The organism is Xanthobacter flavus (assembly GCF_017875275.1).
Lineage (GTDB): Bacteria > Pseudomonadota > Alphaproteobacteria > Rhizobiales > Xanthobacteraceae > Xanthobacter > Xanthobacter flavus_A.
In genome coordinates, this window is the sequence record NZ_JAGGML010000001.1 from 5020416 (window position 1) to 5047042 (window position 26627).

Consider the following 26627-nt stretch of genomic DNA (forward strand, 5'->3'; position numbering starts at 1 on the left):
CGCGCCCGATGACACTGCTCTCCCGGCATCGCCGCTATCTGGGCATCCTGGTCGCCGGCCTGTTCGGCTTCCTGCTGCTGTCGAACCTCATCCCTGATCCACTGGCGAGCATGCAGTGGCGGGTGAAGGTGGCGCCGGAATGGTCCCTCGATCGCAAGCTGAACCTGTGGTTCCGCAACATCGGCATCTTCATCCAGGACAATTTCGGCTTCCGCGCCACCCTCCCGGTGTTCCGCCGCGAGCTGCGGGCGGAGCTGAACTCGCCGGACAGCAAGCCCTTCTACGCCGGCCGCGACGGACAGTTGTTCTGGGGGCGGGAGCAGACACCCGCTCAGTCGGCCGGCGCGCTGGTGCGGGCGGCCAATGTGGAGCGCTTCGTCGACATGATCGGTGAGATGCAGCGCATCCTGGCGCCCGCAGGCACCAGGATCGTCGTCGCATTGCCGCCCAACGCCCAGTCGGTGGAGACCGAGGCGCTGCCGCTCTGGAACGATGCGCTCGCCTATCCCACGACGGAATACGACCTCGCTTTGGCCGGGCTGAAGGCGCGGGGCATTACGACCGTGGATCTGCGGCCGGTGCTGAAGGCGAGCCCGGCGCCGCGCTATCTCCTTACCGATACCCACTGGAATGCGCGCTCCAGCGTGCTCGCCTTCAATGCGGTGATGGTCGCCGCCGGTCATCCCGACTGGCAGGTGGACCCGGCGCAGGTCGTCGGCGGACTTGAGCCGGCCGCGCGCGGCGACCTCCTGCGCGCCATGCGCATGCCGCCCGAGGTGAAGGAAGAGGATTTCCGCCTCAACGTGCCGGCCAAGGCATCGCGTCCGCGCCCCGACCCTGTGCTGCGCAGCCTCAACGAGCATATCGCGTTCAAGTCGGTTGTGCGCGACTACGCGCCCGAGGGGCTCAGGGTCCTCATCATGGGCGATTCCTTCACCGCCACCTCGTGGCCGCGCCTGTTCGCCAATGCGCCGGTCAAGGAAGTCGCGTGGATGCACGCCTCCGCGCGGGTGACCGGCAATTGCGACTTCAGCTTCGACGACGTGAAGCGCTACGCGCCGGACCTCATCATCTATGCCCGCACGGAGCGCTTTTTCCCCTGCTACGGCGATGACTGGCCGAAGGGCCTGCCGCGTCTGTGGCGCAACGCGGTCCCGCGAAACGTCGCGCCATAGCGAGCCGCAGTCGCGCGCGCGTCAACAAACCGCGCGACGCGTCGGCCGCCGAATGGTCTGGCTCGCGTGCACTTGCGTCTGATGTCGGGTCAGACGGCGAAGCTGGACCCGCAGCCGCACTTGGCGGTGGCCATGGGGTTCGAAATCTTGAAGGCCGAGCCCATCAGGTCGGCCTTGTAGTCGAGCTGGGAGCCCTTGAAATAGTCGAGCGACATGCGATCGACCACGATCTTGGCGCCTTCCTTCTCGATGACGAGGTCGTCGTCCGACTGTTCCTGCGTCACGTCATACTTGTAGGAAAAGCCGGAGCAGCCGCCGCCTTCCACGCTGATGCGCAGGAAGGTGCCCGCAGGCTCGGGGGAGAGAATCTGGCAGATGCGGCGGGCGGCCGCCTCCGTCACGGTAAAATCCACCTCGGTCACGGGGACTTCGGCGGGAACGGTCGGGGCGAGGGATGTTTCCATGGTATCGACTTTACGAATTGAAGCTGGCAATGGCCTCTAAGGTAAGTCCATCCGCCTCCGATTTAAAGGGCGGGCGGTGCGAAACGGTTTTGTGCAGGGCAACGATGCCTTGCATCGCGCGTTCGGGAAGCGGGGAGGGACAGGCATGGCGGTGAGCGGCGCGACGCCCCGCGTGGCCTGGGCGTGCGAGGCCGAGCATTCCCGCGGCCGCCTCGTTCCCGAGCCCGAGATGCCGCCGCGCAGCCCGTTCCGGCGCGATTGCGACCGCATCATCCATTCCACCGCATTCAGGCGTCTCAAGCAGAAGACGCAGGTCTTCGTCTTCAACGAGGGCGATCATTACCGCACGCGCCTCACCCACACGCTGGAGGTGGTGCAGGTGGCCCGCTCCATCGCCCGCGCGCTGGGGCTGGACGAGGATCTCGCCGAGGCGCTGGCGCTGGCCCACGATCTCGGCCATCCACCCTTCGCCCATGCCGGAGAGCGGGCGCTGGACGCCTGCATGGCGGGGCAGGGGGGCTTCGACCACAACGCCCAGTCGCTGCGCGTCGTCACCCGTATCGAAGGCCGCTACGCCGCCTTCGACGGCCTCAACCTGACGTGGGAGACGCTGGAGGGCATCGCCAAGCACAACGGGCCGCTCACGGATCGCCAGGGGAACGGCATCGGCCGTTATCGCGACGGCCTGCCCCACGCCATCCGCGTGCATTCCGCCCAGCAGGATCTCGAATTGTGGAGCCACGCCTCGGCGGAGGCGCAGGTCGCGGCCATTTCCGACGACATCGCCTATGACGTGCATGACCTCGACGACGGGCTCCGCGCCCGCATGTTCACGCTGGACGACATCGCCGGCCTGCCCCTGGTGGGCGAGGCGCTGGCGAGTGTCCGCGCGCGCTATCCCGGCCTCGACGTGCCGCGGACGGTGAACGAGGTGCTGAGGCTGGTCATCACCCTGCTGATCGAGGACGTGGTGGCGGAAAGCCTGCGCCGGGCGCGGGCCGCCGGCGTCACATCCGCCGCCGACGTGCGGGCGCTCGGCGCGCCCATCGTCGCCTTTTCGGATGCCATGCGGGAGAAGGAGAAGGCGCTGAAGGGCTTCCTCTTCCCGCGCATGTACCGCCACGAGCGGGTCAACCGCATCATGGCCGAGGCGCAGGGCGTCATCCGCGACCTGTTCGCCTATTTCATCAACCGCCCCAGGGACCTGCCACCGTCCTGGCAGGATGGTATCGATGCGATGGAGGGCGAACGCCTCGCCCGCCGGGTCTGCGACTACATCGCGGGCATGACCGACCGCTACGCCCTCGACCAGCACGCTCGCTTTTTTGACTCGACCCCGGACTTGCGTTAGGCGCGCCGGCAACCGAACCCGATTGGACCCCATTCCATGAACGTCTACGCGATCTTCGCCGATCACGTCCGCGAAGCCGTCGCCGCCCTTGCCGCCGAGGGCCTCGTCAAAACCGGCCTCGACCTTACCCGCGTGGTGGTGGAGCCGCCGCGCGATGCGAGCCACGGCGATCTCGCCACGAACGCGGCCATGGTGTTGTCCAAGGACGCCGGCATGAAGCCGCGCGATCTGGCTGAGATGATCGCGGGCAAGCTGAAGGCGGTGCCGGGCGTGGCGCGGGTCGACGTGGCCGGGCCCGGCTTCATCAACATCGCCCTCGATCCCGCCTTCTGGCCCAAGGTGCTCGCCGCCGTGCTGACGGCCGGCCTCGATTTCGGCCGCTCCACACTGGGGGCGGGCGAGAAGGTGAATGTGGAATACGTCTCCGCCAACCCCACCGGCCCCATGCACGTGGGCCATTGCCGGGGCGCGGTATTCGGTGACGCCATGGCGCGCCTGCTGGCGTTCGCCGGCTTTGCCGTCACCAAGGAATATTACATCAACGACGCCGGCGCCCAGGTGGACGTGCTCGGCCGCTCCGCCTTCCTGCGTTACCGGGAGGCAGTGACCGGTGAGACGGCGGACATTCCGGACGGACTCTATCCCGGCGACTACCTCATCGCCGTCGGCCAGCAGCTCGCCGAGATGCACGGCGGCGAATACATGGCCGCGCCGGAGAGCGAGTGGTTGCCTGTATTCCGCTCCTTCGCCATCGGCTGCATGATGGAGATGATCCGGGAGGATCTGACCGCGCTCGGCATCCAGTTCGACGTGTTCTTCTCAGAACGCTCGCTGGCCTTCGGCGCCGTGGACAAGGTGGGCGCCACCATCGAGGCGCTGCGCGCGTCCGGCGAGGTCTATGAGGGCCGCCTGCCGCCCCCCAAGGGCGCGCCCATCGAGGATTGGGAGGACCGCGAGCAGACGCTCTTCCGCTCCACCGACTTCGGAGACGACGTGGACCGGCCGCTGAAGAAGTCAGACGGCAGCTACACCTATTTCGCCGGCGACATCGCCTACCACAAGGACAAGGTGGAGCGCGGCTTCCTCAAGATGATCGACGTCTGGGGCGCCGACCATGGCGGCTACGTCAAGCGCATGCAGGCGGCGGTGAAGGCGGTGTCCGGGGGTCGGGCCAGCCTCGACGTGGAGCTGATCCAGCTGGTGCGACTGTTCCGCAACGGCGAGCCGGTGCGCATGTCCAAGCGCGCGGGCTCGTTCGTGACCCTGCGCGAGGTGGTGGACGAGGTGGGCCGCGACGCGGTGCGCTTCATGATGCTGTTCCGCAAGAACGACGCACCGCTGGACTTCGACCTCGGCAAGGTGATCGAACAATCCCGCGAGAATCCGGTCTTCTACGTGCAGTATGCACACGCCCGGGCCAAATCGATCCTTCGCAACGCGAACGAGCAGTTCCCGGACCTGCCGGCGAACCCCGCCGACTTCGCCGGAGCCGCGCTCTCGCGACTCGACGACGAGGGTGAGCTGACGCTGCTGCGCCGCATCGCCTCATGGCCGCGCCTGGTGGAGCAGGCCGCGACGGCGCGGGAGCCGCACCGCGTCTCCTTCTTCCTTCATGAGCTGGCAAGCGAGTTCCATGCCCAGTGGAACCGGGGAAAAGACTTGCCACATTTACGCTTCATTATCGAGAATGATCGAGATTTGACCTCGGCGCGCTTGGCATTGGTGCATGGCGTGGCCACGGTACTCGCTTCCGGTCTCAAGGTGCTCGGAGTGGAGGCCGTTGACGAGATGAAATAATCGCTCGTGCGGTTGCGGTCCGGCGTATGCTGGCCGAGGTGCGGGCGGGGCTTGTTGGCCGGTTTGCGAAGATCCGTTTCGCGAGGATCCGGCCGGGTGGGCGGCGCAACACATCGAGGCGACATGGGCGACGAAAGCAGGTACCGCTACCGGCGTGACGATGCTGCCACGGGAAGCGGCCCCGGCTCCCGGCCGGCGCAGGCCGCCGCCGGTGATCGCGCGGGTGCCGATCGCGCGGGTGGTCGTGATCCCCTCGCCGAGCTGGCTCGGCTCATGGATCACGATCCGTTTGACGATTTCGACGGGCTTCCGCCAGAGACGCCGCCGCGCTCCGCGCCGCCGCAGCAGGGCGCGGCCCAGCCGTTCGATCCGCGCCGTGCGGCCGTCCAGCGCTATATGCCTCCGGCGCCCCCAGCGCCTGCCGCTCCCGCGCAGCGTTTCGCGCCCCCTCAGCCGCCGCGCGCCGTGCTCCAGCCGCCGTCCCGTCCGGCTCCCGAGCCCGAGCCCGAGTATGACGAGGACGACGACGCGGAGGCGTGGAACACCGCGCCCGCGAACACCGTGCCCGCGCGCCAGCCTGCCGCTCCGGTTCGCGCCGGGTCCTCCTACGCGCCGGAGCCCCAGTCCCGCGCGCCGCAGGGCTACAATGCCCCGGGTTACGCGCAGCCCGCTCCGTCCTATGCGCCGCCACCCCGGCCGGCGGTGGATGCGCGCACGGCCGATGTGCGGACCGGCTACGGCTCCCTCGCCCGCGACGCTGCAGCCGCCCGTGCCGTGCCGCAGCAGCCGGCGCAGGACTATGACGATTATGACGACGATTACGATGACGACGGCGTAGACGATCCGCGTCAGGCCGATCCCCGTCAGGCCGATCCGCGCGCCCGCGCCGCAGGCTATGGGCAGGGTCAGGCCCCCCAGGCCTATGGCCGGGCCGACGCGCAGGGGTATCGGCAAGAGACGCGGTATCAGGATCCCCGTCAGCAGGATGATCGCCGTGTCACGCCGGGTCAGCCGTCCCGGCAGGCGTCGCGTTATGACGATGAGACGGATGAGGCCGGTTATGCCTTTTCCGCCGCCCGTCGGGACGACGACTACGATTACGACGATTATGACGACCGCTACGATCCCGAATATGCGGATGACGGCTACATGCCGCCCCACGGCGAGGATCTGTACGAGCCCGAGCCCCGCCGCCGTCGCGGCCGCACCGCGCTACTTCTGGGCATCTCGGTGCTGGGTCTGGTGGTGGCCGGCGTCGCGGGCGTGTTCGCTTACAACATGGCGGTGGGTCGCTCCGGCCTGATGTCCTCCTCCGGCGGCCCGCCGGTCATCAAGGCCGATTCGGCGCCGGCGAAGACCACGACCCCACCGCAGGCCACGACCGACGCGCAGAAGTCCATCTATGATCGCGTCGGTGGCCCGGTGACGGCCGGAAACGAGAAGATGGTCCCCCGCGAAGAGCAGCCGGTGGACGTGACCTCCGCCGCCCGTGCCCCCGCGGATGCCGGTCCGGCGCCCGCCGCGCAGCCCATGCAGGCGACGCAGAACCTCACCGAGCCCAAGCGCGTGCGCACGATGACCGTGCGTGCCGATGGCAGCGTGACACCTGGCGTGCCGACCAGCGCGGTTTCGGCCTATGCGCCGAGCCAGAACCCGATTCCGGTCGGTCTGCCCCAGCCCAATCCCGTCACCACCGTGCCCGCCTCTCCGCCGGCGGACGCGACCGCCAGCACATCCCCGGCGCCCACGGCGGCCGGCACCTATGTGGTGCAGGTGGCCTCGCAGCGTTCGGAGAGCGATGCGCTTGGCTCGTGGAAGGCGCTGCAGGCCAAGTATCCGAACCTGCTCGGCAGCTACAAGGCTACGGTCAAGAAGGCGGATCTCGGCGACAAGGGCGTGTACTACCGCGCCCAGGTCGGCCCCTTCGCCGGCCGCGATCAGGCCAACGAACTTTGCCAGTCCCTGCGCGCGCAGGGCGGCGACTGCGTGGTCACCCGGAACTGAGTGGCCTTCGGGGCCAGCGAGACAGAAAAGCCGCCCTCGGGCGGCTTTTTCGTTTCAGGATGCCGCGCTGCGGAGCAGGTCGAGGGCTTCGAGCACCGAGAGCCGGCGCACCTCCGCCCGGCCGATCTCGCCGAATCGCTTCTCGCGGTGGATGGTCTCTCCGTCACGTTGGGCGCAGGCGAAATGCACGAGCCCCACGGGCTTTGTCTCCGATCCGCCCCCCGGCCCGGCGACGCCGGTGATGGCCACGGCTGCATCGACGCCGGCCGCCTTCAGCGCACCCTCCGCCATGGCGCGGGCGGTCGCCTCGCTCACGGCGCCATGGGTGGCGAGGGTAGCCTCTGGCACGCCGATCATCGCCATCTTCGCGGCGTTGGAATAGGTGACGAAGCCGCGGTCCACCACGTCGGACGATCCGGGCACCTCGGTGAGGGCGCCAGCCACGAGCCCGCCGGTGCAGGATTCTGCCGTCGCCAAAGTCCAGCCGCGGGCGCGGAAGGCGTCGAGGACGCTGACGGCGCGGGCGTAGGTCTCCTCATCCATCGTCAGATCTCCGTCCGCTAGATGTCGTCGCCCGCCGGCAGGCGGATGGTGGCGCTGGCCATGGCGGCGATGCCCTCTCGCCGGCCGGTGAAGCCGAGCTTCTCCGTGGTGGTCGCCTTCACCGAAATGCGCGCGAGTGGAACGCCGGTGATGCGCGCGATCTCGGCACGGATGGCGTCGCGATGGGGGCCGACCTTCGGCGCCTCGCAAATGAGGGTAAGGTCGAGATGGGCGATGCGCCCGCCACGCGCCGTCACCTTCTCCACCGCATGGGCGAGGAACCGGTCCGAGGAGGCACCCTTCCATTGTGGATCGGAAGGCGGGAAATGGGCGCCGATGTCGCCGTCGCACAGCGCCCCGAGGAGCGCGTCCGTGAGCGCATGCAGGCCGACGTCTGCATCCGAATGGCCGACCAGCCCGAAACCGTGGGGCACCACGACGCCGCCGAGCATCACGTGGTCGCCCGGCCCGAAGGCATGAACGTCGAATCCCGTGCCCGTCCGCACGTCAGGCAGATCGGCGAGGGTGGTTGCGGCGGCGCGGGACATGTCTTCGGCAGTGGTCAATTTGATGTTCCCTGTCTCGCCGGCGAAGGTCGCAACCCGATGGCCGGCCCATTCCATCACCGAGGCGTCGTCGGTGAGCGTGGTGACACCGCTCCCGGCGGCCGCGCGATGGGCGGCGAGGAGCGGGTCATAGCGGAACGCCTGCGGCGTCTGCACGGCCCGCAGCGCGGCGCGATCCGGCGTCTCCGCCACCAGCCCGGCCGCATCGACGCGCTTCACCGTATCGGTGACGGCAAGCACGGGAATGGCCGCATCGGCTTCGCCCACAGCGGCGACGGCGCGGGTGATGAGGTCGGGCGTCGCGTAGGGGCGGGCGGCATCATGAACGAGGATGATGGTCGGCGCGTCCGGGCCGGCCAGCGCCTCCAGCCCCGCGCGTACCGAGTCCTGCCGCGTCGCGCCGCCGGAGACCGGTGCCAGAATCTTGGGCAAGCCTTCCGCGGCGTCCGCAAAGAGGCCTGAATCATCGCTATGGATAACCGTGAGCACGGCCTTGATGGACGGGTGCTCGCAAAAAAGGCGCAGCGTGCGGCGCAGCACGGGCTCGCCGCCTATCTGCTGATATTGCTTCGGCAAAGGGCCGCCCGCCCGGCTTCCCCGGCCAGCTGCAACGACGATCGCCACGCAGTTCTCGGCTTGAGATTCGGTCACGGCCGTTCCTCCGCCGAAGCAGACGGGCGGGCCACGAATTGGCGGGTCGGAACGCGGTCAGCCATGCTGCGATGCGGCGGTGCACACACTGCCCTTGCGTGCCTCGCGCATTTGTCTAAGATGTAGGCAGAACACAGCTGGCCTAAATTCTGTGCAAGAGACTGTCCCATTGTCCATTCCGGCGTTGCGCCTCGGCGCCGCGACTCTCCCAAACCCGGTCATCCTCGCCCCCATGGCGGGAATCACCGACGCGCCGGTGCGACGGATGGCGGTCCGCCACGGCGCGGGCCTCGTCATATCAGAAATGCTGGCCAGCGAAGCCCTCCTCGAGGGCAACCCCGAGATGCTCCTGCGCGCAGAAGGGGAGGGCGTCTCCTTCCACGCCGTGCAGATCGCCGGCAACGACCCGAGGCTCATGGGCGAGGCCGCGCGGGTGGCGCAGGCGGCGGGCGCCGGGCTCATCGACATCAACATGGGCTGTCCGGCCAAGCGCGTCACGACAGGCGCCGCCGGCGCGGCCCTGCTGCGGGACCTGCCCTTGGCGCGCGCCATCTTCGAAGCGGTGCGCGGGGCGGTCAGCGTTCCAGTGACGGTGAAGACCCGCCTTGGCTGGGACGACGGCTCGCCCACCGCCGTCGCGCTGGCGCGGATGGCGGAGGCGTGCGGCCTCTCCATGGTGACGATCCACGGGCGCACCCGCTGCCAGTTCTACACCGGCCATGCCGACTGGACGGCCATCCGTGCCGTGAAGGACGCCGTCTCCATCCCGGTGATCGCCAACGGCGACGTGGTCCACCTTTCGGACGGGCCGGCGATCCTGGCGGCATCCGGCGCCGATGGGCTGATGATCGGCCGAGGCGCGCAGGGGCGCCCGTGGTTTCCCGGCCGGGTGGCGCAGACGCTGGCCGGTCAGAAGGTGGACGAGGACCCGTCGATCGAGATCCAGCGAGACATCCTGCTGGAGCTCTACGAGGGCTGGCTGTCGCTCTATGGCACCGCCCTCGGCGTTCGACAGGCGCGCAAACATGTGGGCTGGGCGCTTGAAGCGGCGAATGCAGGGCAGGGCCCAGAGCGCGCCGCCTTCGTGGCGCGCTGGCGCAAGGCGCTGCTGGTGCTCGATGAACCGGGCCGCGTGAAGAACGGCATCATGACGGCCTACGACGAACTCATGTGGAGGGCGGCGGCATGACGGCCGAAGCCAGAAAGCAAGACGCGATCAAGATGGATAAAAAGGGCAAGGGCAATTCGAACTCGCAGAAAGACGCGCCGAAGACGGCGCCAAAAACTGTGGGCAAGACTGCTGCGGGCAAGACTGCGGGAAAGGCTGCGACGGCAGACGAGGCCGTGACGCCTGCGCCTCAGCCGGCCGCGCCGGAAGCCGTAAAGGATGTTGCGAAGACCAGCGGCGCCGAGCCGGGCATGACGCGCGCCATTCTCGATGCCGTTCCGCATCCTCTCTTCACCATCGCCGGCAACGGGCACGTGGTGGAGGCCAATGTGGCGGCCGAAGCCTTCTTCGAAGTCAGCGCACCCCTTTTGCGCCGGCGGCCCCTCAGCGAATTCGTGCCCTTCGGCACGCCGCTCCTCGGCCTCATCGACCAGGTCCGCCAGCGCGGCGCGCCGGTAAACGAATATCGCGTGGACCTCGGCACGCCCCGCAACGGCGGCGAGCGCATCGTGGACATCCACGTCGCGCCGGTGAACGAGCAGCCCGACAACGTGGTGGTGATGCTCCAGGAGCGCACCATCGCCGACAAGATGGACCGCCAGCTCACCCACCGCGGCGCCGCCCGCTCGGTGAGCGCGCTCGCCTCCATGCTGGCCCACGAGATCAAGAACCCGCTCTCCGGCATCCGCGGTGCGGCCCAGCTTCTGGAGCAGTCGGCCGATGACGACGACCGCGCCCTGACCCGGCTCATCTGCGACGAGGCCGACCGCATCGTGAAGCTCGTGGACCGGATGGAGGTGTTCTCGGACGAGCGCCCCGTGGAGCGCGAGCCGGTGAACATCCACGCGGTGCTCGAGCATGTGCGCACGCTGGCGGCCTCGGGCTTCGCCCGCCACATCCGCTTCGTGGAGGAGTACGACCCCTCTTTGCCGCCGGTGCTGGCCAACCGCGACCAGCTGATCCAGGTGTTCCTGAACCTGGTGAAGAATGCGGCGGAAGCCATCGACAGCGATCAGGACGGCGAAATCCTGCTCTCCACCGCCTTCCGCCCCGGCGTGCGGCTGATGGTTCCCGGTGCCTCCACGCGGGTGAGCCTGCCACTCGAATTCTGCGTGCGGGACAACGGCAAGGGCGTGCCGGAGGATCTGGTGCCGCACCTGTTCGACCCGTTCGTGACCACCAAGCCGACCGGTTCTGGCCTCGGTCTTGCTTTGGTGGCGAAGATCATCGGCGACCACGGCGGTATCGTCGAATGCGATAGCCAGCCCCGCCGCACCACGTTCCGCGTGCTCCTGCCCATGTATCGCGGCAAGAGCCCTGTTCGAGAGGACCATTGAGGTGTCGATGCCATCCGGAAGCATCCTGGTCGCCGACGACGATGCCGCGATCCGCACCGTGCTCAACCAGGCGCTCTCGCGCGCCGGCTACGAGGTGCGCTCGTGCGGCAACGCCGCCACGCTGTGGCGCTGGGTGAGCCAGGGCGATGGCGATCTCGTCATCACCGACGTGGTGATGCCCGACGAGAACGCCTTCGATCTCCTGCCGCGCATCAAGAAGGCGCGGCCGGACCTGCCGGTCATCGTCATGAGCGCGCAGAACACCTTCATGACCGCCATCCGCGCCTCCGAGCGCGGGGCCTATGAATATCTGCCCAAGCCCTTCGACCTGAAGGAGCTGATCTCCATCGTCGGCCGCGCGCTCTCGGAGCCGAAGAAGGGCGATGGCCACCACCACGCCCCCGAGGAGCAGGACAACATCCCGCTGGTGGGCCGCTCGCCCGCCATGCAGGAGATCTACCGGCTGCTCGCCCGGCTGATGCAGACCGACCTCACCGTGATGATCGCGGGCGAGAGCGGCACCGGCAAGGAACTGGTGGCCCGCGCGCTGCACGATTACGGCAAGCGTCGGACCGGGCCGTTCGTCGCCATCAACATGGCGGCTATCCCGCGCGACCTCATCGAATCCGAGCTGTTCGGCCACGAGAAGGGATCGTTCACCGGCGCCACCACGCGCAACCCCGGCCGCTTCGAGCAGGCGGAGGGCGGCACGCTCTTCCTCGACGAGATCGGCGACATGCCGATGGAGGCGCAGACGCGCCTTCTGCGCGTGCTCCAGCAGGGCGAATACACGACGGTGGGCGGGCGCACGCCCATCAAGACCGACGTGCGCATCATCGCCGCCACCAACAAGGATCTGCGCACCCTCATCCAGCAGGGCCTGTTCCGCGAAGACCTGTTCTTCCGCCTGAACGTGGTGCCCCTGCGTCTGCCGCCCCTGCGCGAGCGCTCCGAGGACGTACCGGACCTGGTGCGGCACTTCTTCCTGCAGGCCGAGCGGGAGGGCCTGCCGGCCAAGCAGATCGACTCCGCCGCCCTCGACCGCCTGAAGCGCTATCGCTGGCCGGGGAACGTGCGCGAGCTGGAAAACCTCGTCCGCCGCCTCGCCGCGCTCTACCCGCAGGAGGTCATCACCCCCGCCATCATCGAGGCCGAGCTCTCCGAGCCCATGCCGAACATGCTGTCGGAAGAGGGCCCGGTGGACGCGACGCTGGCGGCCTCGGTCGAGCGCCACCTCAACACCTACTTCTCCGGCTTCGGCGAGAACCTGCCCCCGCCCGGCCTCTATCACCGCATCTTGAAGGACGTGGAATATCCGCTCCTCTCGGCTGCGCTCGCGGCCACGCGGGGCAACCAGATCAAGGCGGCGGAGCTTCTGGGGCTGAACCGCAACACCCTGCGCAAGAAGATTCGCGATCTCGACATCCAGGTGATCCGGACCTCCCGGTGAGCCTTTCGGCCCCTCGGTCCGGCCGCAAGATCTGAATCGAATACCCCGCGGATGGCTCCATCCGCGGGGTTTTTCATGGCCGGCGCTCTCAGACGCCGCCCGGCCGGCCCGAAGGCCCTGGCGGATTTTGGCCCCATCCCGCCGGCGCGGGCCGCCACGCGCCGATTCGGTTGAGCCGGAAATCCCCGCTTCCGCCCCGGCGAGGTCTTGCGGCTGCTGGACGCACCGGCGTCGGGAGCGTGGCCGGATATTCCGTGACCGGGCTACCTGCCTTTCGCCTCATCACCTGAAATGCGGTGGAGGGGGGATGCGTCTGTCACATTTTTGCACCAGTGTCGTTCCACTGCATCACTCCGGGTCGCGCGAGTCGTCGCGCCGGCCGGTAGCTCTGGGATGGTCAGGCACACATGAGCGATGAGGCGGTTGGATACGCCGCAAAAGACATGAGGCCGCGGCGCAGCCTGTTCGCGCGTCTGGTCGTGCCGATTGTGGTTGCCCTGTCCCTGGCATTGGCGGTCGCGACCTTCGCGATCATCATGGGCCTGACCTCCATCGTGCCGACCGAGGAGGTGGTGAACGGGGTATTGGCGGCGGCCGGCGCCGCCGTGCTTGTTCTCGTTGCCATCATCGGCCGGGAAGTTTGGCGCATTTTCCGGGCCCGCGCGCGCGGGCGGGCGGCCTCGCGCCTGCATGTGCGCATCATCGGTCTGTTCGCCGGCGTCGCCGTGGTGCCGGCGGTGGTGGTGGCGCTGGTGGCGAGCTTTACCCTCGACCGGACGCTCGACCGCTATTTCTCCGAGCGGACGCAGGAAATCGTCGGCTCGGCGTCCTCGGTGGCGCAAACCTACGTACGCGAGCACGCGCTCTCCATCCGGGGCGACGCGCTGGCCATGGCGAACGACCTGTCGCAGCAGAAAACTCTCTACGACACCGACATCGAAAAGTTTCGCCAGGTGCTGACGGCGCAGGCGGCCCTCCGCAACGTGCCGGGCGCCCAGATCATCCATCGCGACCTCTCCGTGGTGGAACGCGCGAACCTGCGCACGGGGCGCGAATTCCTCGTCCCGACCAACATCGCCATCAATGAGGCGACCGCCGAGCAGCCCATCATTTACGTCGATGCCGACTATGTGGGCGCCGTGGTGCCGCTGACCGGCTTCGACGATCTCTTCCTCTATGTGGCGCGGCCGATCGACCCGCGGGTGCTCGGATATCTGAAGGTCACGAGCGAGACGCTCGCCGATTATCGCGCGCTGGAAAACAGGCGCTTCCGCGTGCAGATCACCTTCGCGCTCATGTATTCCTTCATTACCCTTATTGTTCTGCTCTCCGTCGGGTGGATGGCCATCAATTTCTCCAAGTGGCTGGTCGCGCCCATCCGCCGGCTGATGTGGGCGGCGGACCGCGTGGCGAAGGGCAATCTCGACATCCAGGTACCGGTGAACCGCGCCGAGGGCGACCTCGCCACTCTCGGCGAGACCTTCAACAAGATGACCGGCGAGCTGAAGACCCAGCGCAACGCCCTCGTCAGTGCCCGCGACCAGATGGACAGCCGCCGCCGCTTCACCGAGGCGGTGCTCTCCGGTGTCGGCGCGGGCGTGATCGGCCTCGACGCGGACGCGCGCGTCACCATCCTTAACCTGTCGGCGGAGCGGCTTCTCGGCGTCACCGAGGCCGAGGGCCTCGGCCGCCCGCTCTCCGAAGTGGTGCCGGAGACCGCCGCGCTGCTCGAGGAGGCGCGCGGGGCCGGCCAGCGGGCGGTGCAGGGCAACATCACGGTGCAGCGCGACGGCCGCGAGCGCATCTTCGCCATGCGCGTCACCACTGAGCAATCGGGGGCGGAGGCGCACGGCTGGGTGGTGACGCTCGACGACATCACCGCCCTCATCACCGCCCAGCGCACGTCGGCGTGGGCGGATGTGGCGCGGCGCATCGCCCACGAGATCAAGAACCCGCTCACCCCCATCCAGCTGTCCGCCGAACGCCTGAAGCGCAAGTACGGACGCCACATCACCCAGGATCGCGACGTGTTCGACCAGTGCACGGACACCATCATCCGGCAGGTGGGCGATATCGGCCGCATGGTGGACGAGTTCTCCTCCTTCGCCCGCATGCCCAAGCCCGTGGTGGATGCGCAGGACCTCGCCGAGACCGTCCGGCAGGCGGTGTTCCTCATGCGCGTCGGACACCCGGACGTCGCCTTCGAGGCCGAGCTGCCCGCGGCGCAGCCGGCCCGCTTCGATCGCCGGCTCATCAGCCAGGCGCTCACCAACATTCTCAAGAACGCAGCCGAGGCCATCGAGGCCGTTCCGGACGCGGAGCGCGGCAAGGGCCGCATCTGCGTCCGCGTCACCGAGGCGGGGGAGGATCTCCTGATCGACGTCATCGACAACGGCGCGGGTCTGCCGCGCGACAAGCGCAGCCGCCTGCTGGAACCTTATGTCACCACCCGCGAGAAGGGGACGGGGCTCGGCCTCGCCATCGTCGGCAAGATCATGGAAGAGCATGGCGGCGGCATCGAACTGAATGATTCGCCCGAGGGTCGCGGCGCCTGGATCAGGCTCCGCATGCGGGCGGATGGTCTACCACCGGCCGGCGCGGGCGGGGCGCAACCGGTCCCTCAAGCAGGGAGGGCCTGATCCATGGCCATGGACATCCTCATCGTCGACGACGAGGCCGATATCGGTGAGCTGGTTGCCGGCATCCTGGAGGACGAGGGCTATTCCGCCCGCACCGCCAGGGATGCCGACGGCGCGCTCGGCGCCATCGCCACGCGGCGGCCCAATCTCGTGTTCCTCGACATCTGGCTGCAGGGCAGCCGCCTCGACGGCCTGGAGTTGCTCAACGAGATCAAGTCGCAGCACCCGGACCTGCCGGTCGTGATGATCTCCGGCCACGGCAACATCGAGACCGCGGTCGCGGCCATCAAGCGCGGCGCCTACGACTTCATCGAGAAGCCGTTCAACGCCGACCGCCTGGTGATGGTCACCGAGCGGGCGCTGGAGACGCTGCGCCTCAAGCGCGAGCTGAAGGAGCTGAAGCAGCTGACGCCGCATGGCCGAATCCTGGTCGGCCGCTCCAGCGCCATCCAGCAGCTGAAGGGCACCATCGAGCGGGTCGGCCCCACCAACAGCCGCATTCTCATCGTCGGCCCCTCCGGTTCGGGGAAGGAACTCACTGCCCGCCTAATCCACAGCGTCTCCGGGCGCGCGCAAGGGCCCTTCGTGGTGCTGAATTCCGCCGCCATGACGCCTGAGCGGCTCGAGTTCGAGCTGTTCGGCGTGGCGGAAGGAGAGGGGCAGGAGCAGAAGCGCGGCGCGCTGGAGGAGGCGCACGGCGGCACGCTCTTCCTCGACGAGATCGCCGACATGCCGCGCGAGACGCAGAACCGCGTGCTGCGCGTGCTGGTGGAGCAGACCTTCACCCGCCTCGGCTCCAACGACAAGGTGACCGTGGACGTGCGCATCATCTCCTCCACCGGGCGCAACCTGGAGGAGGAGATCGCCAAGGGCCGCTTCCGCGAGGATCTCTACCACCGGCTCTCGGTGGTGCCGATCCGCGTGCCGCCTTTGGCCGAGCGGCGCGAGGATATCCCCGATCTCGTGGATTTCTTCCTCGACAGCATCTCCCAGACCACCGGCCTGCCGCGCCGCCCCATCGGCGAGGACGCCATGGCCGTGCTGCAATCCCACGACTGGCCGGGCAACGTGCGCCAGCTGCGCAACAATGTGGAGCGCCTGCTCATCCTCGCCGGCGGCGATCCGGAAGCGACCATCACCGCCGCCATGCTGCCGCCGGACGTGGGCGCGCTGGTGCCGACCCTGCCCAACGGCAATGGCGGCGAGCACCTGATGGGCCTGCCGCTGCGCGAGGCGCGGGAGGTATTCGAGCGGGAGTATCTGGCTGCCCAGATCAACCGCTTCGGCGGCAACATCTCGCGCACCGCCGAATTCGTCGGCATGGAGCGCTCGGCCCTTCATCGAAAGCTTAAGGCTCTCGGCGTAGGCTGATGGCCCCGGTGAAGATCGGGATGGGTTGACGGGGTGCCCAAAAAGGGGGCTGCATCGGCAGGTCCGGTCCGCTGAGCGGAGGGGACCGGGCGCCGGGGGGAGGGTTCATGAAGGTCGTGATCTGCGGCGCGGGCCAGGTGGGGTTCGGCATTGCCGAGCGCCTCGCCGGTGAGCAGAACGACGTGTCCATCATCGACACGTCCCCGCGCCGGATCCAGATGGTGACGGAACAGCTGGATGTGCGCGGCGTGGTGGGGCAGGGCTCCCACCCGGACGTGCTCGCCCGCGCCGGCATCGAGCAGGCGGACATGCTCATCGCCGTGACCCTCCACGACGAGGTGAACATGGTGGCCTGCCAGGTGGGCCATGCGCTGTTCAACGTGCCGACCAAGCTCGCCCGCATCCGCGCCCAGACTTATCTCGCCCCCGAATGGCGTGATCTGTTCGCCCGCGACCAGCTGCCCATCGACGTCATCATCTCCCCTGAGGTGGAGGTGGGCGAGATGGTGCTGCGCCGCCTCTCTCTGCCCGGCGCCTCCGATACGGTGAGCTTCGCCGACGGGGCCGTGGTCATCGTCGGCGTGATGTGTCTCGAGGACTGCCCGGTGGTGGACACCCCGCTGAAGCAGCTCACCGAGCTGTTCCCGGACATCCAGGCGACCATCGTCGCGGTGCGACGGGGGACGCGCACCTTCGTGCCCCGCTCCAACGACCAGATCCTCACCGGCGATCTCGTCTATTTCGTTGCCCAGGCCGATCACGTGCAGCGCACGCTCTCCCTGTTCGGCCACGACGAGGTGCCGGCGCAACGCATCGTCATCGCGGGCGGCGGCAACATCGGCTACTACGTCGCCACCGAGCTGGAGAAGCGCAACGCGGCCGCCCGGGTGAAGCTGATCGAGGCCTCCCGCGAGCGCTCCCAGACCATCGCGGAGGAACTGCGCCGCACCGTCGTGCTCAATGGCGACGCGCTGGAGCGCGCGATCCTCGACGAGGCCGGCGTCGGGGAGGCGGACACCATGATCGCCCTCACCAACGACGACCGCATCAACATCCTCTCCTGCCTGCTCGCCAAGCAGGTGGGGGCGAAGCGCATCCTGGCGCTGCTGAACGAGCAGGGTTACGCCACCTTCGCCCGGGGGCTGGGAATCGATGCCCATGTGAACCCGCGCCAGATCACCGTCTCCAAGGTGCTCCAGCATGTGCGCCGCGGGCGCATTCGCGGCGTCCATGCGCTGCTCGACGGCTCGGGCGAATTGATCGAGGCGGAAGCGCTGGAAACCTCGCCGCTCGTGGGCAAGCCGCTGCGCGATCTCGGCCTGCTCGACGGGCTGCGAATCGGCGCGGTGGTGCGGAACGGGCAGGTGCTGCTGCCGCGCGGCGATTTCGTCGTGCGCGCCCATGACCGGGTGGTGCTGTTCGCCCTCGCCGACCGCATCAAGCGCGTGGAGCAGTTGTTCCGCGTCGCCCTCGAATTCTTCTGAACCGACCGCAAGGTTCCGCGCTCATGGCCAACGCCGCTCGCCCGCTCGCCGCTGGAATCGCCGGCATCGGGGCGCTCGCGCTCCTGCCGATGGCGGTCGCCGCGCGCGGCGGCGGCGGGCCGGTGGCGGTCTGGGTCGCGACGGCCGGCTTCTGCCTGTTCCTCGCCGGCCTGCTGCGCTTCACCACCCACGGACTTGAGACGCGCATAACGCGGGCGGGCGCCGTGGCGCTGGTGGCGTGCATGTGGCTGGTGCTGCCGCTGATGGCGACGCCGGCGGTCGCCATCGTCGCCGGCCTGTCGCCGCTTCAGGCGTGGTTCGAGGCGCTCTCCGCCTTCACCGCGACGGGTCTCACCGCGCTCCAGCGGGGGCCGGCGAGCCTCTACGTGTTCCTCGGCCTGCTGCAATGGGCCGGAGGTCTCCTGACCGTGGTCACGGCGGTTGCCGTGCTGGCACCGGCGGGGCTCGGCGGTCTGCCGGACCGCACGCCGCGCGGCGGCACAGCGCTCGATGTGGTGGACCTCGTGCAGGTGCTGCGCGAGATCGCGCCCGCCTATCTGGCGGCGACCGCGCTGGCGATGCTGGTGCTGCTGGTCTCGGGCGAGACGCTCTATGTGGCCTTCACACTGGCGACCGCCGTGGTCTCCGCCGGCGCGCACCTGCCGCCCGAGGCGCAGCTGGCGCTGGCGATGGACGAAACCCCCAAGTGGCTGCTGCTGCCCTTCCTCATCTTCAGCGCCACCAGCGTGCGCTGGCACCGGGCGCTGATCACCCGCCGCATCAACGCTGCACCGGAGCAGGTGGAAAGCCTCATCATCATCGGCTGGTGGGCGGTGCTCGGCATCATCCTCGGCGCGCTGCTGTTCCGCACCGACGAGATGTCCTCCCTCGACGCCGTGCGGGATGGCCTCTTCACCGCCGCGTCGCTGATTTCCACCAGCGGCATCGGCCCGCACGATGGCACCTATGGCAGCTTGCCGCTGGGGTTGGTGATTCTCGTGGTGTTGCTGGGCGGCGGCGCGCTTTCCGTGGCGGGCGGGCTCAAGATGCTGCGGCTGCGGGCCATCCTTCTGCGCACCAGGGGCGATCTGCTGCGCCTCGTCTATCCCCACATCGTGCTGCCCTCGGCGCTGGAGGGCGGTGTCGGCTCCGCCATGCGGGGCGTGTGGGCGGGCGCCGCAAGCCTCGCCTTCATGTATGCCGTCTGCGTGATCGCGCTGAGCCCCGGACTGCCGTCGCTGGAGGCGGCGTTGGCGGCGGCTGCGGCGGTGGTAACCAATACCGGCCCGGTCTACGACGCCTCGGGCGGCTGGCCGGCCATCTCCTCGCTGCCGTTGGGCTCGGTGCTGGTTGCCGGGATCGGCATGATCGCCGGGCGGCTGGAGATCATCGGGCTCTTCGTCTTCATCCATCTCGCCATCTGGCGCACCTGAGGGCCGGCACGGTCATGTCCCGCATCGCCTACGTCAATGGACGCTATCTCCCCCACCGCGACGCCAGCGTGCATGTGGAGGATCGCGGCTATCAGTTCGCCGATGGCGTCTATGAGGTCTGCGAGGTGCTCGGCGGCCGGCTGGTGGACGAGCGGCGGCATCTCGACCGGCTCGACCGCTCGCTGCGCGAGCTACACATATCCGCGCCCATGTCGCGGGCGGCGCTGGCCGCGGTTCTCAGGGAAGTGGTGCGGCGCAACGGGGTGCGCGACGGAATGGTCTACCTGCAGGTGACGCGGGGTGTCGCCCGGCGCGATCATGCCTTTCCGGCGCCCGACACGGTTCCCTCCGTAGTGGTCACCGCCCGCCGCACCGACCGGGAAGCGCAGGAGGCGCTGGCGCGCAAGGGCGTCGCCGTCATCACGGTGTCGGAGAACAGGTGGCCGCGCGTGGACATCAAGAGTGTGTCCCTCCTGCCCAACGTGCTCGCCAAGCAGATGGCGAAGGAGGCCGGCGCGCGGGAGGCATGGTTCGTCGATGCGGGCGGATACGTCACAGAGGGCGCGTCCACCAACGCCTGGATCGTGACCGCCGGCCGCACCATCGTCACCCGTCCGGCGGACAACGGTATCCTGCGGGGAATCACCCGCACCGTGGCGTTCGAGGTTGCGGCGGACCTCGGCTACACGGTGGAGGAGCGGGCCTTTACCGTCGCGGAAGCCCATGCGGCAGACGAAGCGTTCATTTCCGCGGCGACGACCGTCATCATGCCGGTGGTGGCCATCGATGGAACGCCGGTCGGGGCGGGCGTCCCAGGCCCCGTCGCCCTGGCTTTGCGCCTGAAATTCCACGACTTTTCGGAAATCGCCTGACTTTGCCCCAGGCCGTATCATGTTGCGGAGCAAAATAATATTGCGCCGCCATGGGGCTGTGCCATTCTAGCGGTCCAACTCTCACGGGGGTGTACGCTCCAGACGAGTGCTCGAGTCGTGCTCTTGCCCCGTGGGCCTCAACGCCGAAACAATGGATACGAAAATGGCGGCGGAACGGACACAAAATCTCCAAGACACTTTTCTCAATCACGTCCGCAAGAGCAAGACTCCCCTCACGATTTTCCTGGTGAACGGAGTGAAATTGCAGGGCGTCGTCACTTGGTTTGATAATTTCTGCGTGCTCCTGCGCCGGGACGGTCATTCGCAGCTGGTTTACAAGCACGCCATTTCCACCATCATGCCGGGACATCCGGTTCAGTTGTTCGATCCCACGGATGATGGGGGAGAAAAGGCTTAAGCGTGGAGCATCAAAGCGGGAAGAAGGCGGGCGGACGTTCGAAGTCCAGAACCGAAACGTCGAAGACGGCAACGTCCAAGCTCGCAGGCCGCACGGTTGAAGATCCCATCGCCACCGGGGAAGATATTGCAGTCCCCGGCGAAGATGAGGCGCTGTTGCCTGAAACCGGCACGGATACCGAAAATCCTCCCCACACGCCGCCGCACGGCCCGACGCGAGGCATAGATCGCCGCGCGCCGGCCGTGCGCTGTGCCGTCGTGACCCCGGTGGTGAGCCGGCGGGGCAGGGGAGGCGCGCCCGAGCGGCGCAGCCCCGAGGCGCGGCTGGACGAAGCCGTCGGCCTCGCCGCCGCCATCGAGCTCGTCGTGGTCTTTTCCGGCCTCATCTCGCTCTCGGAAGTCCGGCCGGCGACCTATCTCGGCACCGGCAAGGTGGAAGAGCTGGCCGACGTGGTGAAGGCCGAGCATATCGACCTCGTGTTCTTCGACGCCGCTCTGTCTCCCGTGCAGCAGCGCAATCTGGAAAAGGCCTGGTCCACCAAGGTGGTGGACCGCACGGCGCTGATTCTTGAAATCTTCGGCATGCGCGCCCGTACCAAGGAGGGCGCGTTGCAGGTGGAACTGGCCCACCTCAATTACCAGCGCTCCCGGCTGGTGCGCTCCTGGACCCATCTGGAGCGCCAGCGCGGCGGCTTCGGCTTCCTTGGCGGCCCGGGCGAGACGCAGATCGAGGCCGACCGCCGTCTTATCGGCGAGCGCATCCTGCGCATCGAAAAGGAGCTTGAGCAGGTGAAGCGCACGCGCGGCCTGCACCGGGCGAGCCGCAAGCGGGTGCCCTATCCCATCGTCGCGCTGGTGGGCTACACCAACGCTGGCAAGTCCACGCTGTTCAACCGGCTCACCCGCGCCGAGGTCATGGCCAAGGACCTGCTGTTCGCGACCCTTGATCCGACCTTGCGGGCGGTGGACCTGCCGCACGGCACGCGCATCATCCTCTCCGACACGGTGGGCTTCATCTCCGAACTGCCGACCCAGCTCGTCGCCGCCTTCCGCGCCACACTGGAAGAGGTGCTGGAGGCGGACCTGATCCTCCACGTGCGCGACATCTCCCACCCGGACACCGAGGCGCAGGCGGCGGACGTGGCCGACGTGCTGGAAGACCTTGGCGTGGAGGTGAAGGACGGCGGCCGCGTCATCGAGGTGTGGAACAAGATCGACCGGCTTTCGCCCGAGGCGCGCGAGCAGGTGCAAAACCAGACCCTTCGTGCGGGCGCCGAGGCGCCGGTTGCCGTCTCGGCCCTGACCGGGGAGGGGACCGACGACCTCCTCGGTGTCATCGAGCGCCGCATCACCTCCGGGCGCGTGACCCTTTCGGTGACGCTCGCTGCGGAGGATGGAGAAGGCCTCGGCTGGCTCTACCGCCATGGCGAGGTGCTGGAGCGCTCCACCGGCAAGGACGGCGTGCTGCAGGTCGCGCTGCGCATTCCCCCCGAACGCGCCGGCCTCGTTACCCGACGATTCGGCGCGCGGCGCGTTCACAGCATGTAAGAGGGTGCGCGGCGCCTATTCGGCTGCGCGCTTCGCCGGCGCGTCCTTCTGCGCCTCCAGCCGCTTGGCGTCCTGCCAGAGGGCTTCCATCTCGTCGAGGCTCGCCTCCTCAGGCCGGCGGCCTTCGGTGGCGAGCTTGGCCTCCACATGGCCGAAGCGGCGGGTGAACTTCTCGTTGGTGCCGCGCAGCGCCGTCTCGGGATCGACGCCGGCATGGCGGGCAAGGTTAACCACGGCGAACAGCAGGTCGCCGATCTCGTCGCGAATGGCCTCGGACCCGCCCGCATCGAGAGCCTCCGACACCTCCTCCGTCTCCTCGCGGATCTTGGCCAGAACCTGCCGCGCGTCGTTCCAGTCGAAGCCGACGCGGCCCGCCTTCTCCTGAAGCTTCAGCGCGCGGGTAAGGGCAGGGAGGGGCAGGGCGACGCCGGAGAGGGCACCCGTGCCCGCCTCTTCCGGCGGCAGCCCCGCCGCGGCGCGGGCCTGGGCGCGTTCCGCCTTCTCCTGCGCCTTGATCTCCGCCCACAGGCCCTTGACCGCTTCCGGCGACAGGTCGCGCGCGTCGCCGAATACATGGGGGTGCCGGCGCACGAGCTTGGTGGTGATGGCCTCCACCACATCGGGAAATGCGAATGCCCCTTCCTCCTCCGCCATCCGGGCGTGGAACACGACCTGAAGCAGCAGGTCGCCGAGTTCCTCCTTCAGATCGGGCAGATCGGCGCGGGCGATGGCGTCCGCCACCTCATAGGCCTCCTCCAGCGTATAGGGGGCGATGGTGGCGAACGTCTGCTCCAGATCCCACGGGCACCCACTGCCCGGCGTGCGCAGGGCCGCCATGATCTCGATGAGGCGCGCGATGTCGCGGGAGGGCAGCATGGGAGGCTCCGGAGAATGAGCCTCCATCCTAATGCGGCAGGCGTCCGTGCGCGACTGCGCCTGATGCCGCCTTTGAGCAGAGGGCGGCGGCGCTTATGCTGCACCCCCCGAGGAATTCCCCATGATCGAGATCGCCCCCGCCGGCCCCACCGATGACGACATCCGCGCCGGCGAGGTGAGCGTGCCGCTGCCGGAGCGGTTCGACGCCGGGCTCTATTTCATCGGCCGCATCCGCACACCCTGGACCGAGCGCGGCACCTGTCCGCGCCGGGGCGATGCGGAGGAGGGGCCCGTCTGCACGCTGGAGATCGATCCGCGCTGGGCCGATGCGCTGGCGGGCGTTGCCGACTGTCCACGTCTGCAGGTGCTCTACTGGATGGACCGGGCGCGCCGCGACCTCGTGCTCCAGAGCCCGCGCGACGGCGCCACGCGCGGCACCTTCGCCCTGCGCTCGCCCGTGCGGCCCAATCCCATCGCATCCTCGGTCGTGAGCCTCGTGGGCGTGGAGGGGATGAACGTGATGGTCCGCGGCCTCGACTGCCTCGACGGCACGCCGCTTGTCGACCTCAAGGTGCAGCATGGATGACCGGATAACGGCACGGCATCAAAAACGCAGAAGAGATATTATGGAATATCCAAGGTGAGGCCTGATCATTCCCGCCGCCTTCAGTCCGGATGAATTCACAAAACTCTCACATCATTTCAGGAGCTTGTCGCTCGCTTCAAAAGCGATGGGCGAATCAGTTTTACCCAGAAGCTTCGGCGCCGCCGCGCTCATTCAGGATTGTCCCATCGCGCATCTGCGAGGTGAATTGCAGTCCGTCATAGGCCGGGATGACCCCCTCCGGCAGGCGCGCCGCGAGTACCGAATAGTCGAGGTCCGTGTGCAGGTTGGTCAGGATCGCGAGATTGGGCTTGAGCAGCCCCACATGGTCCAGCGCTTCCTGCAACGTGAAATGCGAGGGATGCGGCGCTTCCCTGAGGGCGTCGATGATCCAGACTTCGAGATTGTGCAGATGCGACAGGGTGTTCTCGGGGAACCCGTTCACGTCGCTGGAGTAGGCCACGTTGCCGAAGCGGAAGCCGAAGGCGTCTATATCGCCGTGCCGCTGGCGAAACGGTAGCGCGGTGATGGGACCGCCTGCGCCGGCGATGACGATCTCGCGGCCTTCCCGGAACCGGTGGTCGGACAGGATCGGGGGATAGCCGCTGCCGGGCGGCGTGGCGAAGCAATAGCCGAAGCGCTGATGCAGCATCCGGGCGGTCTCGTCGTCGGCATAGATGTCGACGCGCCTGCGATTGTGGATGGCCAGCGGCCGCAGGTCGTCGATGCCGTGGGTGTGGTCCGCATGCTCGTGGGTGAAGAGGACCGCGTCCAGATGGGTTACGCCGACGTCGAGCAACTGCTCCCGCAAGTCCGGCGAAGCATCGACGAGGACAGTGGTTTTGCCCTCAGGCCCTGCGCGCTCGACGAGCATGGAGCACCGGCGGCGGCGGTTGCGGGGATTGGCCGGATCGCACACGCCCCAGCCCTGCCCCACCCGCGGCACGCCCCCGGACGAACCGCAGCCGAGGATGGTGAAGGTGAGCGTCGCGGTCTCGCTGGAGGGGGGCATCACGTCTCTCCCGGCGGCGGGCGTCGCCCGGCGCAGAATCGCCGGAAGGGTGCTCCAATTCGGCGCGGGAGTCACACCGTCTTCGGCGCGGGAGTCACACGGTCGCGGCTGGAACACAACGTATTTCAGTCTGGCCGAAATCGTTGGGCAATCTCTCTGGTCCTCGCCCCCTCATGTGCCGCACGAATCTGAGCGGGAAAGCCTGCGTCACCATAAGGATGCGAGTCGCGATTCGCTTAACACTTCAGATGAAGGGGTCGCAGTAGCCGTTGTGGCACGCGGAGGCGGCCGCTGAGCGGCGACCATAGCCATGCGGTGGCGGCCAAGCGGGTCAACGCAGCGGATCGGGTCAGGGCAGCGGATAAGGCGAGGGGCAGGGAGAGGAAGGCGAGCGACCATCAAGGGGGGTCGACGACAGCCATCGCGCGCGGCTGACGGAAGGGCGGTGGCATATGATGGAGATGGAAATGGTCGGAGCGAGAGGATTTGAACCTCCGACCCCTAGTCCCCCAGACTAGTGCGCTAACCGGGCTGCGCTACGCTCCGACGTGGAGGCGGGGTTTAGACCATCGCCGGGACCGCGGCAAGCCCCAACCCTCCCGATTGTGCCCAAGGCGATAAGCTCTCCCCAGCCTTCCAGAAGACAGGAAGGGAATACCACCTTAAGCTGTGCACGTCGGTCCCGTATCGCGGCAGGATTGTGGCAGGGAGAACGAATCGTCACTCTTTCGCCGGCGAATGGTGTCAATGTGGCCTGATTGCGCGGTCATTCGGCTATCTTCCTCAACAACACGGAAGATTGAACGGATGAAGATACGCGTGGTCCTGTCCTGCGCCGCCCTGTCCCTGCCGGCCTCCATGGCCGTTCCGAGCATGGCGAACGCGGACACCTCCACCGGCATCGCCTCCTACTATTGGCAAGGCCGCAGCACCGCGAGTGGTGAACGTTTCAACCCCACGGCCTACACGGCCGCCCATCGTTCCCTACCCTTCGGCACCAAGGTGCGTGTCACCAATCTCCGTAATGGAAAAGCCGTCGTGGTCCGCATCAACGATCGCGGACCGTTCGTCCGCGGGCGGGTCATCGACGTGTCCAAGGCCGCAGCCTCCGAGCTCGGTTTTACCGGCTCGGGCATCACCCGCGTCTCTCTGGCCGTGATCGACTGATCGCAGAGCCCGGATCGCGGCCCATGCCGCGGGCAATATCGCGGCACATGTGAAGAAGGCCGGGCGCGGCGCGCCTTGGGGCGCCGCCCGGCCTTCCCGATCAATCATGAGCGCTTGATGCACGTGCGCCTCAGTCCTCGGCCCGCGCGGCCCCCCGGCGGCCGGTGAGGCCTTCCATCAGCCGGCGGCATTCGCCCAGCTCGTACAGCGCGGACTGCATGCGATGCACGTCGTCGCGTGAGAGCACGGGCGCCGCCATGGGCGGCTGGCCCGAAACACGCGGCTCCGACCTCAGATGCGGTGGCAGATACTGCTCGGGCGGCCCGGGGCGCAAAGGCTCGCGCGGCAGACGCTGGCCCGGCTCGGCTGGTGCCCGTGCGGCGACCTCCTCAACGGGTGCGGATGCCGACCAGATTCGCTCCGGCTGCTGACGGGCCGGAGCCACAGGCGCCGGGGCCGGAGACGCCGGCGGGGGCGCGAGGCTTCGGCTGGCCATGCGCTCTGCCAGAAGCCGCTGCTCCGCCTCCGGCATGGGAAAGCCGTCCTGGCCCTCCTCGCTGATGGGGCCGATCAGCGGCCCGACGCGTGTGGCGCGCGGAAGGGCCTGCGGGGCGCCCTCCCCCCATTCCTCATCGATGGCGCGGCGCATGGCTTCGCCCGGCCAGTTCGCAGGCGAGCGGGGCATGCGGGCCTGCACC

21 protein-coding genes and 1 tRNA gene are annotated in these 26627 nt (G+C 68.3%); 16 read left to right on the forward strand and 6 right to left on the reverse strand.

Going from position 1 to position 26627, the window contains the following annotated elements:
• Positions 1-8 precede the first annotated feature (8 nt).
• On the forward strand, positions 9-1175 hold the full coding sequence (locus J2126_RS23570) for an alginate O-acetyltransferase AlgX-related protein (RefSeq protein WP_209489201.1): 1167 nt from the start codon (positions 9-11) through the stop codon (positions 1173-1175).
• Between the two features lie 89 nt (positions 1176-1264).
• On the opposite strand, the gene erpA is transcribed toward J2126_RS23570, so the two are convergent.
• A complete protein-coding gene (gene erpA, locus J2126_RS23575) occupies positions 1265-1639 on the reverse strand; it encodes an iron-sulfur cluster insertion protein ErpA (protein WP_209489202.1) in 375 nt (124 codons plus the stop codon).
• 145 nt (positions 1640-1784) lie between these two features.
• Here erpA and J2126_RS23580 point away from each other — a divergent pair, with 145 nt between their 5' ends.
• From J2126_RS23580 to J2126_RS23590, 3 genes are all read left to right on the forward strand, one after another.
• Complete coding sequence (locus J2126_RS23580; RefSeq protein ID WP_209489203.1) at positions 1785-2990, forward strand: deoxyguanosinetriphosphate triphosphohydrolase; 1206 nt, start codon at positions 1785-1787, stop codon at positions 2988-2990.
• Between the two features lie 36 nt (positions 2991-3026).
• Positions 3027-4787, forward strand: coding sequence for an arginine--tRNA ligase (argS, locus tag J2126_RS23585; RefSeq protein WP_209489204.1), 1761 nt, complete (start codon positions 3027-3029; stop codon positions 4785-4787).
• Between the two features lie 123 nt (positions 4788-4910).
• On the forward strand, positions 4911-6791 hold the full coding sequence (locus tag J2126_RS23590; RefSeq protein ID WP_209489205.1) for an SPOR domain-containing protein: 1881 nt from the start codon (positions 4911-4913) through the stop codon (positions 6789-6791).
• Between the two features lie 54 nt (positions 6792-6845).
• Here J2126_RS23590 and J2126_RS23595 read toward each other — a convergent pair whose 3' ends face one another.
• A complete protein-coding gene (locus tag J2126_RS23595; RefSeq protein WP_209489206.1) occupies positions 6846-7334 on the reverse strand; it encodes a CinA family protein in 489 nt (162 codons plus the stop codon).
• Positions 7335-7351: 17 nt separating this feature from the next.
• Positions 7352-8551: a bifunctional 2-C-methyl-D-erythritol 4-phosphate cytidylyltransferase/2-C-methyl-D-erythritol 2,4-cyclodiphosphate synthase gene (locus tag J2126_RS23600; protein WP_348634371.1), complete on the reverse strand. Its 1200-nt coding sequence runs from the start codon at positions 8549-8551 to the stop codon at positions 7352-7354.
• A gap of 169 nt (positions 8552-8720) precedes the next feature.
• On the opposite strand from J2126_RS23600, the gene dusB reads away from it, so the two are divergent.
• The 10 genes from dusB to hflX all read left to right on the forward strand — a co-directional run bounded on the left by dusB (position 8721) and on the right by hflX (position 22270).
• Positions 8721-9740 carry a tRNA dihydrouridine synthase DusB gene (gene dusB, locus J2126_RS23605; RefSeq protein WP_245327547.1) on the forward strand — a complete coding sequence of 340 codons (1020 nt, stop codon included), beginning with the start codon at positions 8721-8723 and terminating at the stop codon, positions 9738-9740.
• A 230-nt stretch (positions 9741-9970) separates the two neighbouring features.
• Positions 9971-11056 (forward strand): two-component system sensor histidine kinase NtrB, encoded by a 1086-nt coding sequence (locus tag J2126_RS23610; RefSeq protein ID WP_209489207.1) that lies wholly within the window; start codon positions 9971-9973, stop codon positions 11054-11056.
• Between the two features lie 7 nt (positions 11057-11063).
• Entirely contained in the window at positions 11064-12506 is a 1443-nt protein-coding gene (gene ntrC / locus J2126_RS23615; RefSeq protein ID WP_209489208.1) for a nitrogen regulation protein NR(I), read from the forward strand.
• Between the two features lie 443 nt (positions 12507-12949).
• Complete coding sequence (locus J2126_RS23620; protein WP_245327549.1) at positions 12950-15145, forward strand: sensor histidine kinase NtrY-like; 2196 nt, start codon at positions 12950-12952, stop codon at positions 15143-15145.
• A 3-nt stretch (positions 15146-15148) separates the two neighbouring features.
• On the forward strand, positions 15149-16516 hold the full coding sequence (locus tag J2126_RS23625) for a sigma-54-dependent transcriptional regulator (RefSeq protein WP_209489210.1): 1368 nt from the start codon (positions 15149-15151) through the stop codon (positions 16514-16516).
• A 107-nt stretch (positions 16517-16623) separates the two neighbouring features.
• Positions 16624-18000 carry a Trk system potassium transporter TrkA gene (trkA, locus tag J2126_RS23630; protein WP_209489211.1) on the forward strand — a complete coding sequence of 459 codons (1377 nt, stop codon included), beginning with the start codon at positions 16624-16626 and terminating at the stop codon, positions 17998-18000.
• 23 nt (positions 18001-18023) lie between these two features.
• Positions 18024-19433 (forward strand): hypothetical protein, encoded by a 1410-nt coding sequence (locus J2126_RS23635; protein ID WP_209489212.1) that lies wholly within the window; start codon positions 18024-18026, stop codon positions 19431-19433.
• Between the two features lie 14 nt (positions 19434-19447).
• Complete coding sequence (locus J2126_RS23640) at positions 19448-20305, forward strand: D-amino-acid transaminase (protein ID WP_209489213.1); 858 nt, start codon at positions 19448-19450, stop codon at positions 20303-20305.
• 163 nt (positions 20306-20468) lie between these two features.
• Entirely contained in the window at positions 20469-20723 is a 255-nt protein-coding gene (hfq, locus tag J2126_RS23645; RefSeq protein ID WP_209490536.1) for an RNA chaperone Hfq, read from the forward strand.
• Between the two features lie 221 nt (positions 20724-20944).
• The gene (gene hflX, locus J2126_RS23650) at positions 20945-22270 is read left to right on the forward strand and encodes a GTPase HflX (RefSeq protein ID WP_432445355.1); all 1326 of its coding nucleotides are present in this window, start codon (positions 20945-20947) and stop codon (positions 22268-22270) included.
• Between the two features lie 15 nt (positions 22271-22285).
• Here hflX and mazG read toward each other — a convergent pair whose 3' ends face one another.
• Positions 22286-23146: a nucleoside triphosphate pyrophosphohydrolase gene (gene mazG / locus J2126_RS23655; protein ID WP_209489215.1), complete on the reverse strand. Its 861-nt coding sequence runs from the start codon at positions 23144-23146 to the stop codon at positions 22286-22288.
• Between the two features lie 121 nt (positions 23147-23267).
• On the opposite strand from mazG, the gene J2126_RS23660 reads away from it, so the two are divergent.
• Positions 23268-23732, forward strand: coding sequence for an SAM-dependent methyltransferase (locus J2126_RS23660; RefSeq protein WP_209489216.1), 465 nt, complete (start codon positions 23268-23270; stop codon positions 23730-23732).
• Between the two features lie 160 nt (positions 23733-23892).
• Here the strand turns inward: J2126_RS23660 and J2126_RS23665 are convergent, their stop codons facing one another.
• The gene (locus J2126_RS23665; RefSeq protein ID WP_209489217.1) at positions 23893-24762 is read right to left on the reverse strand and encodes an MBL fold metallo-hydrolase; all 870 of its coding nucleotides are present in this window, start codon (positions 24760-24762) and stop codon (positions 23893-23895) included.
• Positions 24763-25230: 468 nt separating this feature from the next.
• Positions 25231-25308: transfer RNA gene (locus J2126_RS23670), tRNA-Pro, on the reverse strand.
• 261 nt (positions 25309-25569) lie between these two features.
• Here J2126_RS23670 and J2126_RS23675 point away from each other — a divergent pair.
• The gene (locus tag J2126_RS23675) at positions 25570-25929 is read left to right on the forward strand and encodes a septal ring lytic transglycosylase RlpA family protein (protein WP_209489218.1); all 360 of its coding nucleotides are present in this window, start codon (positions 25570-25572) and stop codon (positions 25927-25929) included.
• Positions 25930-26627: the final 698 nt, after the last annotated feature.